General features: G+C 69.0%; 13 protein-coding genes and 1 pseudogene. 5 read left to right on the top strand and 9 right to left on the bottom strand.

The window, feature by feature from the left end:
• The first annotated feature begins 138 nt into the window (after window positions 1-138).
• On the top strand, window positions 139-390 hold the full coding sequence (locus ISN75_RS16200; RefSeq protein WP_167257806.1) for an acyl carrier protein: 252 nt from the start codon (window positions 139-141) through the stop codon (window positions 388-390).
• An 8-nt stretch (window positions 391-398) separates the two neighbouring features.
• Window positions 399-1,613, top strand: coding sequence for a beta-ketoacyl-[acyl-carrier-protein] synthase family protein (locus tag ISN75_RS16205; RefSeq protein ID WP_167257807.1), 1,215 nt, complete (start codon window positions 399-401; stop codon window positions 1,611-1,613).
• Window positions 1,614-1,830: 217 nt separating this feature from the next.
• On the opposite strand, the gene ISN75_RS16210 is transcribed toward ISN75_RS16205, so the two are convergent.
• Together ISN75_RS16210 and ISN75_RS16215 are read right to left on the bottom strand one after the other, a co-directional pair.
• The gene (locus tag ISN75_RS16210) at window positions 1,831-2,199 is read right to left on the bottom strand and encodes an NUDIX domain-containing protein (protein WP_343821652.1); all 369 of its coding nucleotides are present in this window, start codon (window positions 2,197-2,199) and stop codon (window positions 1,831-1,833) included.
• Window positions 2,200-2,225: 26 nt separating this feature from the next.
• Entirely contained in the window at window positions 2,226-2,714 is a 489-nt protein-coding gene (locus tag ISN75_RS16215) for an 8-oxo-dGTP diphosphatase (protein ID WP_343821654.1), read from the bottom strand.
• Window positions 2,715-2,895: 181 nt separating this feature from the next.
• Between ISN75_RS16215 and ISN75_RS16220 the strand changes: the two genes are divergently transcribed.
• The 3 genes from ISN75_RS16220 to ISN75_RS16230 all read left to right on the top strand — a co-directional run bounded on the left by ISN75_RS16220 (window position 2,896) and on the right by ISN75_RS16230 (window position 6,810).
• Window positions 2,896-3,645, top strand: a complete 750-nt coding sequence (locus ISN75_RS16220) for a phosphodiester glycosidase family protein (RefSeq protein ID WP_243868221.1) — start codon at window positions 2,896-2,898, stop codon at window positions 3,643-3,645.
• Window positions 3,646-3,693: 48 nt separating this feature from the next.
• Window positions 3,694-6,114 carry a penicillin acylase family protein gene (locus tag ISN75_RS16225; protein WP_343821656.1) on the top strand — a complete coding sequence of 807 codons (2,421 nt, stop codon included), beginning with the start codon at window positions 3,694-3,696 and terminating at the stop codon, window positions 6,112-6,114.
• A gap of 201 nt (window positions 6,115-6,315) precedes the next feature.
• Window positions 6,316-6,810 (top strand): DUF4019 domain-containing protein, encoded by a 495-nt coding sequence (locus tag ISN75_RS16230; protein WP_167257811.1) that lies wholly within the window; start codon window positions 6,316-6,318, stop codon window positions 6,808-6,810.
• Between the two features lie 2 nt (window positions 6,811-6,812).
• Here ISN75_RS16230 and ISN75_RS16235 read toward each other — a convergent pair whose 3' ends face one another.
• From ISN75_RS16235 to ISN75_RS16265, 7 genes and pseudogenes are all read right to left on the bottom strand, one after another.
• The gene (locus ISN75_RS16235) at window positions 6,813-8,126 is read right to left on the bottom strand and encodes a HipA domain-containing protein (protein ID WP_343821659.1); all 1,314 of its coding nucleotides are present in this window, start codon (window positions 8,124-8,126) and stop codon (window positions 6,813-6,815) included.
• Window position 8,127: 1 nt separating this feature from the next.
• Window positions 8,128-8,496: an XRE family transcriptional regulator gene (locus tag ISN75_RS16240; protein ID WP_167257813.1), complete on the bottom strand. Its 369-nt coding sequence runs from the start codon at window positions 8,494-8,496 to the stop codon at window positions 8,128-8,130.
• Window positions 8,497-8,638: 142 nt separating this feature from the next.
• Window positions 8,639-10,740: pseudogene (locus tag ISN75_RS16245) on the bottom strand (alpha/beta fold hydrolase).
• Window positions 10,737-11,870 (bottom strand): succinyl-diaminopimelate desuccinylase, encoded by a 1,134-nt coding sequence (gene dapE, locus ISN75_RS16250; RefSeq protein WP_343821661.1) that lies wholly within the window; start codon window positions 11,868-11,870, stop codon window positions 10,737-10,739. Before dapE ends, ISN75_RS16245 begins: the two are co-directional and overlap by 4 nt.
• Window positions 11,871-11,919: 49 nt before the next feature.
• Window positions 11,920-12,984: a VIT1/CCC1 transporter family protein gene (locus ISN75_RS16255; RefSeq protein WP_167257818.1), complete on the bottom strand. Its 1,065-nt coding sequence runs from the start codon at window positions 12,982-12,984 to the stop codon at window positions 11,920-11,922.
• Window positions 12,981-13,475 carry a DUF2165 domain-containing protein gene (locus tag ISN75_RS16260; protein ID WP_343821663.1) on the bottom strand — a complete coding sequence of 165 codons (495 nt, stop codon included), beginning with the start codon at window positions 13,473-13,475 and terminating at the stop codon, window positions 12,981-12,983. Before ISN75_RS16260 ends, ISN75_RS16255 begins: the two co-directional genes overlap by 4 nt.
• A gap of 1 nt (window position 13,476) precedes the next feature.
• Window positions 13,477-13,836 (bottom strand): Spx/MgsR family RNA polymerase-binding regulatory protein, encoded by a 360-nt coding sequence (locus ISN75_RS16265; protein ID WP_168649508.1) that lies wholly within the window; start codon window positions 13,834-13,836, stop codon window positions 13,477-13,479.
• Window positions 13,837-13,841 lie beyond the last annotated feature (5 nt).

Here is a 13,841-nt window from a genome sequence, read left to right on the forward strand (position 1 = left end):
GGCGAAAGGCGAACCCGCGCAGAATCGACCGACTACAGGACCGTCGCGTCTGGACAAGCACCCCGTGCTTGGTCAGGCTTGCCGGGTCGGCCGCGCGGTGCGGCCAGCGGCGAACGCCACGGACCAGGGATACGACCCATGAGCAACGTACAGCAGGAAACCACCGAGATCATCGCCAAGCAGGCGAAGATCGACATCGACACCATCAAGCCCGAGTCCACCCTGAAGGACCTGGGCGTCGCCTCGCTCGACGCCATCGAAGTGATCTTCGACATCGAAGAGCATTTCGGCATCAACCTCCCCAACGAGGACACGGACTTCGACAACGGCACCGTGGGCCAGCTGGTGGAAGCCATCGAGCGCCAGCTCGCCGCCAAGAAGAACGACTGAACTCCTCCATGCAACGTCTCGTCATCACCGGCATGGGCGCGATCTGCGCGCTCGGCAACGACGCACCCTCGGTCTGGCAGGCCATGGCCGAGGGCCGCAGCGGCATCGCTCCTGTTTCCCGCGTGGATCCCGAACGCGTGCGCGCCGCCGGCGTGGTGGCCGAGGTCAAGGGTTTCGATCCGGGCCAGCACTTCGACGAAGCCAAGCTCAGCCAGCTCGACCTGTCCACGCAGTACGCCCTGGTCGCCGCGAAAGAGGCGATCGTGCAGTCCGGGCTGTCGTTCGAAGGCGAACGCGCCGCGCGCACGGCGGTGGTGGTGGGCAGCGGCGCGGCCGGCGAAGTGACGCGCGACACCCAGTACCACCGGATCTACGCCGACAAGCTGCCGCGCGTGCACCCGCTGGGCATCATCCGCATGATGATGAACGCGCCGGCCAGCCAGATCAGCATGGCGCACGGCATCACCGGCCCGGCCTTCGTGGTGGCCAGCGCCTGCGCTTCGTCCAACCACGCGTTCGCGCAGGCGGCGATGATGATCCGCTCCGGCCTGGTCGACGCCGCCGTGGTCGGCGGCACCGAGGCCTGCCTCAACCTGGGCACCCTGCTCGCATGGGAAGCCATGCGCGTGCTGGCGCCGGATACCTGCCGCCCCTTCAGCAAGGGCCGCCGCGGCATCGTGCTGGGCGAAGGCTCGGCCATGTTCGTGCTGGAGACGCTGGAACAGGCGCAGGCGCGCGGCGCCACCATCCTGGCGGAACTGGTCGGCACCGGCATGAGTTCGGACGCGGGCGACATCGCCGCGCCGTCCGAGCTGGGCGCGGCCGCCGCCATCGAGAACGCGCTGCGCGACGGCAATCTCTCGCCGTCCGAAGTGGATTACGTCAGCGCCCACGGCACCGGCACGATGGCCAACGACGCCACCGAGACGGCGGCGCTGCACCGCGTGTTCGGCGAACATGCGCGCGCGCTGGCCATCTCCTCCACCAAGCCGATGCACGGCCATGCGCTGGGCGCGTCCGGCTCGCTGGAGCTGATCGCCGTGATCGGCGCGCTGCGCCACGGCATCGTGCCGCCGACGCTGGCTTATCTCGAACCCGATCCCGCCTGCGACCTCGACTACGTGCCGCACCAGGCGCGCAAGATGCCGGTGCATGCGGCGATCAGCAATTCGTTCGCCTTCGGCGGACTCAATGCGGTGGTGGCGCTGCGGCGCATGCCTTGAACCACCGGCGCTGGTGCGCCGGTTAGGCCTGATCGCGGCGCACCCGCCCACTCTCGTCATCCCGGCGCAGGCCGGGATCCAGCAGCGGCAAGCTGCGTACGAGCGAGGCGTCGAAAGACGCGGCTTTTGAGCGTTACGGCGAAAACCCGACGGCATCGCCACTGGATCCCGGCCTACGCCGGGATGACGAGGGTGTGAGGGTGCGAAACGACGGGTTCTAGCCGGCAAGCAACGGCAGCAACTGCTCGCGGCTGAGTTGCGCGATAGGCAGCTCGCCCGGCCGCGCCGGATCCACCCAGCGCAGCGCCTCGATCTCCGCCCTCGCCTCGAACGGCCCGTCCGCGGCCACTTCGTAGACCACTGCCTCCACCACGCACCCCGGCTCGTTCGCCGCCGGTGCGCTGAAGCGTCCCAGCAGCCGCGCGCCTTCGCGCCGCATGCGGCAGCCGAGTTCTTCTTCCAGTTCGCGCGCCAGCGTGTGCAGGTCGTCCGCATCGCCCGGATCGCGCTTGCCGCCCGGCTGCTGAAACACTTCCACCCCGCGCTTGCGCACCAGCAGGACGCGGCCCGCGCTGTCGCGGATCATCGCCGCGACGATCCCGATGCGCCGCGTCACAGCCGCGAGTACGACCAGGACTGCATGCGCCCGTCCTGGTACGGCATCACGCCATGGAACGGCCGCGGGTCGCCGTCGAACACCAGCGGCAGGAAGTGGCGGTCGCCTTCCCACATCGGCAGCTCCATCAGGCGGTCCAGCTCCACCCATTCGAGCGTGCCTTCGGGATTGGCGGCGAACGGTTCGCCCGCATAGCGGTCGATCACGAAGATGAAGCCCAGCCAGTCCTCGCCCTGCTTGCCGAAGCCAGGCCAGTTGAGCGTGCCGCGCAGCTGCATCGACGCGCACTCGATGCCGGCTTCCTCGAGGATCTCGCGGCGCATGCAGGCGGCGATGTCCTCGCCCGGCTCCATCTTGCCGCCCAGGCCGTTGTATTTGCCCAGGTGCATGTCGTCCTGGCGCGCATTGCGGTGGATCATCAGCACCCGGCGCCGATCCGGCGAGAGCACATAACCGAGCGTGGCGACGATGGGCGTGTAAGGCATGAGGCGGCGCGCAGCGGAAAAACGGCAGTCTATAACGGCCATGGCTTCGGATAGATGCGAAATGTCACGCCGGGCTTGCACCCGCACCACTGCCCCGGCCACCATCGTGCGCATGCAGGCCTCCGCCCTCCCCGCATCCACTGCCCGCCGCCCATGGCTGTACTGGCTGGCCACGCTGGCCATGCTCGCCGGCGCCAGCGGCTGTTCGCGCCAGGCGCAGGCGGTGGACAGCGACGAAGTCACCTTCGAAAGCCAGAGCTTCCGCGTGGTCCGCGTGGACCTGGAACGCGAGCCGCTGAGCCTGCACTGGAAGGACCCGGAAAGCGGCCAGCCCTACGCCACCATCGAAAGCCTGCGCCAATGGGGCATGGCGCACGACCGCCGCCTGCTGTTCGCCGCCAATGCCGGCATCTACGACCGCCAGTTCGCTCCGCTGGGCCTGTACGTGGAAGACGGCCGCACCGTGGTGCCGCTGAATCTGTTCAAGGGCAATCCGGCCGCGGGCAATTTCTCGATCCAGCCCAATGGCGTGTTCGCCGTGTATGCCGACGGCCACGCCGCCGTGCGCACCAGCACCGCCTTCAAGGCCGACGCCAAGCCCGCGCGCTGGGCCACGCAGTCGGGGCCGATGCTCTTGGTCGATGGGCAGATCAACGACCGCTTCGTGGACGATTCGGCCAGCCTGAAGTGGCGCAGCGGCGTATGCGCGAAGACGCCGCATCGGGTGGTGTTCGCGGTGAGCGAATCGCCGGTGAACTTTCACACCTTCGCGCGGCTTTTCCGCGATGAACTGGGCTGCCGCGACGCGCTGTACCTGGACGGCACCATCTCGCAGTTCTATGTGGACGGCGAAGGCTATGCCGGCGCACCCACCTTCATGGTCAAGCCCTATGCTGGCATCTTCGCGGTGTTCACCACGGCCAAGCCCTGAGCGTTGGGACTACACTCGGGAGCATCGCCACCCAAGATCCGCCTCCCGATGCCCCGAGTCCGACGCTTCCGCTGGCTGCGCTCCCTGCTGCTCTCCCTGTCGATCCTGATCGTTGGCGTGCTGGCGGCTGGCTGGTTCCTGCTCGCCGGCAGCCGCGCGAAGCTCGACGGCGAAGTGGCCGTGCAAGGCCTGGGCGACACCACCAGCATCGCGCGCGACGCGCTCGGCAGCGCCACCATCGACGGCAAGAGCCGCGACGATGTGACCTTCGCGCTCGGCTACGTGCACGCGCAGGAACGCTTCTTTCCGATGGACCTGATGCGCCGCGTCGCCGCGGGCGAGCTGGCCGAACTGGTCGGCGCCGCGGCGGTGGATACCGACATCGAACATCGCCGCCATCGCCTGCGCGCCACGGCGCAGGCCGCGCTGGCGCAGCTGTCGCCGGAGGACCGGCATACGCTGGAGCTTTATGCCGCCGGCGTGAACCGCGGTCTCGCCGATCTGCGGGTGAAGCCCTGGGAATATTTCCTGCTGGGCGCGCAGCCGCAGCCGTGGAAACCGGAAGACAGCTTCCTGGTGATCGGTGCGATGTACTTGGACCTCAACGGCGACGGCCGCAACCAGCGCGAGCTGAGCTTCGCGCAGATGCGTTCCGCGCTGCCCTCGCCGCTGGTGGATTTCCTGCTGGCGCCGGATCCCGAATGGGAAGCGCCGCTGAGCGGCGATCTCTCGCATCCGCCGGTGATTCCGGGTGCGGACGTATTCAACCTGCGCGACAAGCCGGTGGCTTCCAGCTCCGACGCCGCCGCGCTGGTCGCACTGGCGCCCGCGCTGGACGAGCCGCGCCCCGGCAGCAACAACTTCGCCGTGGCCGGCCGCCTGACCGAGAGCGGCGCGGCCATCCTCGCCAACGACATGCACCTGGGGCTGCGCGTGCCGGACATCTGGTTCCGCGCGCGCCTGCGCTACGCGGACCCCGCCGCGCCGAACGGCCGCCGCGACGCCAGCGGCGTGACCCTGCCCGGCACGCCGGCCCTGGTCGCCGGCTCCAATGGGCAGGTGGCCTGGGGCTTCACCAACAGCTATGGCGACTGGCTGGACTGGGTGCGCGTGCTGCGCGACCCGAAGGACGCCGCGCGCTATCAGGTGCCGGACGGCGTCGACTCCATCGAGACGCACGAGGAAACCATCCGCATCAAAGGCGCCGCGCCGCGCACCATCAAGGTGGAAAGCACGCGCTGGGGTCCGATCCTGGCGCAGGACACCGACGGCACGCCGCTGGCGCTGGCCTGGATCGGCGACCTGCCGCGCGCCTACAACCTGGGCGTGATGAAGCTGGAGCATGCCGCCAGCGTCAACGCCGCGCTCGACCTCGCCCCCGCCATGGGCATGCCGCCGCAGAACCTGCTGGCGGCGGACAGCGCCGGCAACATCGGCTGGACCATCACCGGCAACAGCATTCCGCTGCGCAGCGGCGTCGATCCGCTGCTGCCGGCGGACTGGTCCAAGCCCGGCACCGGCTGGCAGGGCTGGGCCATGCCGGCGCAATACCCGCGCATCGAGAACCCTGCCGACGGCCGCCTGTGGACCGCCAACAACCGCACCGTCGACGGCACCGCGCTGGCCTTGCTCGGCGAAGGCGGCCACGACCTGGGCGCGCGTGCGCAGCAGATCCGCGACGGCCTGCGCACGCGCAGCAGCTTCTCCCCGGGCAACCTGCTGGATATCCAGCTCGATCATCGCGCCCTGCTGCTGGTGCGCTGGCAGCGCCTGCTGCAGGACACCCTGGCCGGCACCACCGATCCCACCCTGGCCCAGCTGCGCCAGCTCACCGCCAGCTGGCGCGGCCGCGCCGCCGCCGACAGCGTGGACTACCGCCTGGTGCGCGCCTTCCGCGACAAGGTGCACGAAGCGGTGCTGGCACCGTTCGCCGAGGAAGTGACCGGGCGCTACAAGGACTTCACCTGGCCGCGCCCCAGCCACACCGAGGCGGCGGTCTGGGCGCTGGTGCGCGACCGTCCCATCCATCTGCTGGATGCGCGCTACGCCGACTGGAACGCGCTGCTGCAGGACGCCGCGCGCCAGGTCGCCGACGAGCTGGGCAAGCCGCCCGGCGGCCTCGCCGCGCGCACCTGGGGCGAGTACAACCGCACGGCCATCCGCCATCCGCTGTCGCGCGCCTTGCCGTCCTTCGCCGGCCGCTGGCTGGACATGCCGGACGAGCCGCTGCCCGGCGACGACAACATGCCGCGCGTGGCGCGCCCCGGCTTCGGCGCCTCCGAACGGCTGGACGTGATGCCGGGCCACGAGGCCGGCAGCATCCTGGAGCTGCCCGGCGGCCAGAGCGACAATCCGCTGTCGCCCTACTACGGCGCCGGCCACGAGGACTGGGTCAACGGCCGTCCGACGCCGCTGCTGCCAGGGCCGGACCAGCACGTGCTGACGCTGCGCCCCGCCAGGAAGGCTTAAGGCACGCCGGGATCACAACAGGTCTGGAAACGTCCAGAATCCAGCATGCGCCACAACCGTTAGATTTCCTGATTGCGCATGATCCAGGACCCGTTTCCCCCGGCGACCCGAACATCGTCCCCGTGGAAGACGGGCTTGCGTCCGGACTCCCGCGAGCACAACCGCGGTCACGCTGATCGGAACCCACCCAAGGAGAGACCTATGGCAAACCAGTACCGTCGTTTTGCAGCCATGCCCCTCGTCGCCGCGCTGCTTGCCAGCGGCCATGCCCAGGCCCAGCAACTGCCCTCGCTGGACAGCGCCATCGCCACCGCCACGCGCTGGGCGGCCCAGGCCGATGCCGGCCAGGCCGACGCGATGTGGAAAAGCAGCGGCCCGATGATGCAGAAGAGCGTGAGTTCGGCCGACTGGGCCAAGTACCTCGACGGCGTGAAGAAGCAGCTCGGCGCCACCCAGAGCCGCGACTGGGTGCAGCTCGGCCGCGTCGACAACCCGCAGGGCCTGCCTCCCGGCCAGTACCTCAACGTGGTGTTCGTGGCCCGCCACGCCACCGCCCCGGCGGTGGAAACCGTGTCGCTGAGCCAGGCCGGCACGAACTGGGTGCCGGTCGGCTACATCGTGCGCCCGGTGCAGCAGCAGCCGGCCGCGCCCGCTCCGGCCGCGGCGCCGGCCGCGCCGGCGAAGCCGGGCAAGTAACGTCAGCTGCGCTGGAACGGACTGGTCCGCTTGCTCTTGCCAGGAGCGGACCGGTAGCCGGAGGGATCGAATCCGCTGCGCTGGCTGCGCAGCGCTTCGCCATCGATGCGCCGGGCCAGGTCGTCGATATCGCGCTCGCTTACGCCGGCTTGCGCGAAGTGCTCCCGCCACTGCTCGACGACATCGATCACCGCAGCCGTTTCGGCGGCAGCTTCCGCCGGCGACAGGCCGAACGCCTCGCATTGCGACATCGCATTGGCCAGCGTCGAATCCCGGCCATCCGCGCCGCAGATGAATTCCTGATAGCCCTGCCCCGAGTTCGTCGGCAGCACGTCGTAGGCCGGCGCCAGCTTCAGGCGGCCGTTATCGAACGGATTCACCACCAGCAGCGAGTGGTTCTTCTCGTGGTCGTCGGTGTTGTCGATCAGGATGTTGAACACCATGCGGCGGAACAGTTCGCGCGCGTCATTGCGGTTGGTGTCCTGCTCGACGATGCCGACGCGCCGCAGTATCCGCGCCAGCTCCGGATAACCCATCTCCGGCTCGCTGCCTGACGCGGTGGCCGCGCGGATGGCCGTACCGGCCGAGATGCTGTGGATGCGGCCGCCCGCCGTGCGGTCGAAGCGGCGCACGGCGATCGCGTGCTGGCCGTCCAGCGCAATGACCCGCGTGGCGGCCACGGCGATGCCCGCGCGCGCGGCGAGCGTCATGGCCGCGTGCTCGATCAGCGGCGTGTCGACGGGCTCGCCGTTGAAGAACTTGATCACCCACGGCTCGCCGTCGATCTCGATCAGCGCCTTGGGCTTGGCGCCGCCGAGGCTGCCGCCGGCGCGCACGATGCGCGCTTCCTGGGCGCTGATCGGTTCGGAGGCTTCGATCTTCGCCACCACCTCGCCGAGCTGCTGCGCCTGTCCCAGCCGGGGCAGCGGGCTTCCCTCGCGCGGACTGTAGGTATGCGGCGAGGTCGATACGCCCAGCGCGCCGAAGCGTTCGTCGCCGGCGTAATACAGATATTCCATCAGCGACAGGCGCGTGGGTTTGTCGACAAAGCGGATCACCTTCTCGCCCCAGCGGTCCGGCCGCGCATCGTCGACCGCGCCGACCGCGCGCTGCGCATCGGCGGCCAGCCGGCCGGGCGGCAGTTGCTCCACGTCGACCAGGGGCAGGTCCTCGCTCAAGGCGAAGCCGGTGGACAGCCATGCCTCGCCGTAGCGCAGCGAAACACCCTTGCCGGCGGAGACCAGCTTCAAGGCGCCGACCGGGCGCGGATGCGCCGGATCGGCCAGGTACCAGAGGTAGAGATCGTCCAGGCGCATCTCAGCTCTTTGCCTGGCGCTTGTAGGCGCGCGCCTCGGCCGATGCCAGGGCGCGCGTGCGCCCCAGCGCCTCGGCCTTGCGGACATCCATCTCGATCGCGCCCTGGTCGTGCTCGGGTGCGGCGAGTTTCCCCAGTTCGCCGTCGCGCTGGATCAGCCACAGCGCGGTGGCGACGATGCCGATGCCAACCGAGGGGTCGCCCGCTTCGAGCCGCTGCAGGGTGGGTACGGAAACGCCCATGCGGTTGGCCCAGGTCTTCAGGGATTCCTTGCGGCGCAGGCGCGCCACGGCGAGGTCGGCGCCGAGTTTTTCAATGGCGGCGGAGGTTGCCGGAGGGAGCTGCTGGAGGGCGCGGGCAAGCTTTGGCATACATATAGATTATAACGAAACGGCGCAAATTGTAAATATCTATATATACGAAATGAAAAAAGGCCGGCTGGATCGAGCCCACTGCACCCAGAAAAAAAGCCGCCCGAGGGCGGCTCTTTTCATCCCTGGCAGGACGGCCCCCTCAGTCGCCTGCCCCCACCGCCTCCGGCAAGCCCGGTACGAATTCCTTCCCGCTCGGCACCTTGGCGCTGGACGCCTTCAGGGCACCGCCGATCGGCTCGACGCGCCCGCTCAGGCATTTGCCCAGGAACTGCTCCGCCACCGCGTTGAAGGCGATGCTGTTCTCCGGACGGGCGAAGCCGTGGCCTTCGTCGGGGAACAGCACATAGGTCACCGGGATGTTCTTGGCCTGCATGGCCTTGACGATCTGGTCCGACTCCGCCTGGTTCACGCGCGGGTCGTTGGCGCCCTGCCCGATCAGCAGCGGGCGCTTGATCGCCCCGGCCCTGAACAGCGGCGAGCGCTCCTGCAGCAGCTGGCGGCCGGCCTCGGTGGTGGGGTCGCCCATGCGCTTGTAGAACTGCGCCTTGCCGGCTTCCCAGTACGGCGGGATGGTCTTCAGCAGTGTGGCGAGATTGGACGGGCCGACGATGTCCACGCCGCAGGCGAAGGTATCCGGCGTGAAGGCCAGGCCGGCCAGGGTGGCGTAGCCGCCGTAGGAGCCGCCCATGATGGCGACCTTGTCGGCGGTGGTGATGCGGTTCTTCACCGCCCACTGCACGGCGTCGATCAGGTCGTCGTGCATCTTGCGGCCCCACTGCAGGTCGCCGGCGGAGATGTACTTCTTGCCGAAGCCGGTCGAGCCGCGGTAGTTCACCGACAGCACCGCATAGCCGCGGTTGGCCAGCCACTGGTGGTAGCTGCTGTAGCCGTAGGTGTCGCGCGCCCATGGCCCGCCGTGCACGAACAGCACCATTGGCAGCGGTTTGTCGGGGCGGCCCGGATGCGCCTTGTCGCTGCCGGCGGGCAAGGTCAGATACGACACTTCGGTCAGCCCGTCGCGCGTGCGGATCTCCTGCGGATACATCGGCGCCAGCGTCGCATCCGCCAGCTCCGGCCGGCTGACGAACAGCGCGGTGAGCTTCTTCGCCTTGCGCTCGTACAGATACGTGGTGCCGGGCTTGACCACCGGGTCCACCACCACCGTCCAGACATCGTCGGCGTCGGTGCGCGAGGTGATCTCGAACTTGCCCTTGAGCTGGTCTTTCAGGAAATCCAGGTCGCCCTTCACCGCCGGATCCAGCGCCGTCCATTCCGGCTTGAGGTATTGCGAGGAATACGCCTGCACCTTGCCAGTGGCCGGGTCGCTGAGCGTGTCGTCGATATCGGCCTTGGCGTTCTGCGCCAGCACGCGGGTAGTGCCCGTGGCGACCTCTTCGGCGAGCAAGGCCGCGGTGTCGCGGCCGCGCGAATCGAGCCAGTACAGCGTCTTGCCGTCCACGGTGAAACCGGCCGGCTGCGTGGTGAGCGAATCGTCCAGGCCAACACTGCTGAACGGCTTGGCGTCGACCTTGCCGTCGGCCATGCGGTAGTAGTCGGTGCCGCCGTCGGGGCGGGATTTCTCGGCGATGCGCAAGACGAGCTGATCGTCGGCGACGAAGCCCGCGTATTCGCCCTTGTTCTCGTACACCTCGGTGAGCTTGCCGGTCTTCAGGTCCAGGCTGTAGATGTCGTGCCAGCGCGGATCGCGGTTGTTCACGCCGATCAGGATGCGGTCCTTGATATGCACGCTGGTGCCGACCACGCGCACGCGGGTCTTCTGGAACGGCGTCAACGACTGCGGCTCGCCGCCCTGCACGTCCACCTTGTAGAGCAGGAAATTCTCGTCGCCGCCGCGGTCGTTGACGTACAGCACCGAGGACGAATCCGGCGCCCAGAAATACTGGCGGATCGGCCGCTGCTTTTCGGCGGTGAGCGGCTTGGCCTTGTCCGGCTCGCCCGCCGGAGCCACCCATACGTTGAGTACGCCGTCGAGCGGTGCGATCCAGGCCAGCCACTTGCCGTCCGGGCTGAGCTTGCCGGCGACGCGGCTGGGATTGCCGAACAGCTTGGCGCGCTCGATCAGCGGCGCGCTGGTGGCGGGGGCGGTATCCGCCCAGGCCATGGTGGCGGACAGACCGGCGGCGGCGATGGCCGCGGCGAGCAACAGCTTGCGCATACCCTTCTCCTTGGTGCGTGCTTCGTGCGGGGAAAACGTAGCCACCATCGCCCGCGGGCACTCAGCCCAGCAGACGCTCGCAGATGGCCTGGTACAGCGAAGGCAGTTTTTCCAGGTCGGCCAAGGCGACGCATTCGTCGACCTTGTGGATGGTCGCGTTGACCGGCCCCAGCTCCACCACTTCGGCGCCCAGCGGTGCGATAAAGCGCCCGTCCGAGGTGCCGCCGCCGGTGCTCTGCTCCGGCTCCGTGCCGCACAGCTCGCGGCATACCGACACCACCGCGTCGCGCAGCGCGCCGCCGGCGGGGCAGAGGAAAGGTTCGCCGGAGAGGCTCCACTCCAGCGCGTAGTCGAGATGATGGCGATCGAGAATCCGCTCGACGCGCGCGCGCAGCTCGTCCGCGCGGCTGGCGGTGCTGTAGCGGAAATTGATCAGCGCCACCAGCGCACCGGGAATGACATTGCTCGCGCCGGTGCCGGCGTTGAGGTTGGACACCTGGAACGAGGTCGGCGGGAAATCCGCATTGCCGGCATCCCAGCGTTCCACCGCCAGCTCGGTGAGCGCGGGCGCGAAAGCGTGGATCGGGTTCTTCGCCTTCTCCGGATACGCCACGTGGCCTTGAATGCCGCGCACCGTCAGCGTCGCCGACAGCGACCCGCGCCGGCCGACGCGGATCAGGTCGCCCAGGCGCTCCTTCGACGACGGCTCGCCCACCACGCACCAGTCGATGCGCTCGCCGCTGGCGCGAAAATGTTCGGCCACCTTGCGCACGCCGTCGAGATTGGTCGGGCCTTCCTCGTCGCTGGTCATCAGGAAACCGACGCGGCCGCGATGCTCCGGATGCGCCGCAGCGAAGGCCTCCAGCGCCACCGCCATCGCCGCCACCGAGCCTTTCATGTCCGCCGCGCCGCGGCCGTAGAGATAGCCGTCGCGCACCACCGGTTCGAACGGATCGCTCTGCCAGCTTTCCGCCGGCCCGCTCGGCACCACGTCGGTATGGCCGAGGAACACCAGCAGCGGGCCGCCTTCACCATGCGTGGCCCAGAGGTTGTCCACCTCGCCGTAGCGCAGGTGCTCGACCTTGAAACCCACGCGCGCCAGGCGCTCGGCCAGCAGGGCCTGGCAGCCGGCGTCGTCGGGCGTCACCGAGCGGCGGCGGATCAGTTCGGCGGTGAGGTCGAAGACGGCGGACATGCGGATTCCCATGGATGCAGCGAGGGTCGGTCTCGCCGTGGAGAAGAAACTAGCCGATCAGCGCGCCGCCGATCACGTGTCCAACGGCATAGGTGATCGAAGCTGCCGCGGCAGTAATCCCGAGCTGCCGCGCGATCGAGAACACCACGCTGCGGCCGGTGAACAGCGAGGTGCCGATGCCGATCAGGGCCAACGCGAACGCCGTGGCAGCGGCGCTGGCCAGCATCGCGGCACTACCGCCGAGGAACAGATACGGCGCGACCGGAAACGCGGCGCCCAGCGCGAACATGCAGAACGAAGAGATGGCCGCGCTGTAGGCCGAACCGCCCAGGTCTTCCGGATCGATGCCCAGGTCTTCGCGCACCAGCGTATCCAGCGCGGCGCGCGGCGTTTCGGAAAGACGCTCGGCGACGGTCTCGGCGACTTGCGGCTCCAGCCCCTTGTCGCGATAGATGCCGGCGATGCTGCGCGCGCCGTCTTCCGGCGCCACCGCCAGGCGCTCGGCGCGCACGGCGATCTGCGCCTGGTAGAACTCGCGCGAGCTGTTCACCGACAGCCATTCGCCCAGCGCCATCGAACAGGCGCCGGCAACCAGCCCGGCGATGCCGGCGGTGAGCACGGCCTTGTCGTTGCCGGAGGCGCCGGCCATGCCCATCACCAGGCTGACGTTGGACACCAGCCCGTCATTCGCACCCAGCACGGCGGCGCGCAGCGTATTGCCGCTCTGGCCGCGGCTGTCGCGCCTGGCGCTGCGCAGCGGCGCGCTTTCGGCGAAATGGTTGCGCAGCTCCTTGCGGTCCACCGAGGGTTCGACATGGTCGGCATGTTCCAGCCGCACCACGGTGGGCATGACGAACTCGGTGCCGAAGCGGCGCGCGAACCACGACAGCACGCGCACGCGGATGCCGGCTTCGTGCCGCGGCACCTCGACGCGCATGGCGTGCAGCTGCGCTTCCCAGAACGCGGCGTTGGCGGTTTCCGCCAGCGCGATGCGGCGATAGGCGCGCTGCTTGCGTTCGTCGCTGGCCAGGTCGGCCAGGCGCTCGTACAGCGCGGCGTTGTCGCGCTCGATGCGCAGGTTGGCGAGATAGCGGCGTGCGCTGCGATCGTTCATGCCGGTTCCGCCTCGCTCTGGCCCAGGTAGATGAGCGCGCCCAGCAGCAGCGCCACCAGCCGGAAGGACGTCTCGACGCCGTTCCACTGCGAGGACATCCACATGCCGAACCACTCGCCGCCGATCGCCATGAAGCCGGCCAGCCACAGCAGCACGCCAAGACTCAGCCCCGCCGTCGCCAGGCCCTTCGCGCGCACGAACAGCGCTGCCGGTGCGCGCCGGCGCAGCCACATGCGCCACGCACCAGCCCACAGCAGCGCGGCCGTGACGAGCTGGGTGGCGATGATCAGCGCATACGCCGCGTGCTGCAGCCACGGCGTGGTGATGGCGCGGTAGCGGATGGTGGCGCCGGGGAAGATCGTGTCCATCGCCAGCACGTGATGCACGAAGGCGAAGTTGCTGCCGTAGTCGGTGAGGTTGCCGAACGCCACCAGGCTCACCAGCAGGGCGAGCCCGCAGACCAGCAGCAGCTTGGCGTAGCGCGCCGGCATCTCAGTGCGCGAACAGCTTCTTGAAGCCGTTGTCGGTGAAGCCGACGCTCACCGAACCGTCCGCCTGCACCACCACCGGGCGGCGCACCAGGGCCGGATATTCCTTCAGCAGCAAAGTCCACTCCGGATCGCTGCCGGGGTTCTTGCGCTGCGGCAGCAGGTTGCGCCAGGTGGTGCCGGCCTTGTTCACCAGCTTCTCCCAGCCGCCGAGCCGGTGCGCCCAGTCCTTCAGCGTGTCGGCCGGCACCGGGTTGGCGCGGTAGTCGACGAACGTGTGTTCGACGTCGAAGCGGTTGAGCCAGTTGCGCGCCTTCTTGCAGGTGTCGCAGTTGGGCAGGCCGTACAGCGTGGGGTTGCTCATGCGTT

Source organism: Dyella marensis, from assembly GCF_049532885.1.
Taxonomy (GTDB): domain Bacteria; phylum Pseudomonadota; class Gammaproteobacteria; order Xanthomonadales; family Rhodanobacteraceae; genus Dyella_D; species Dyella_D marensis.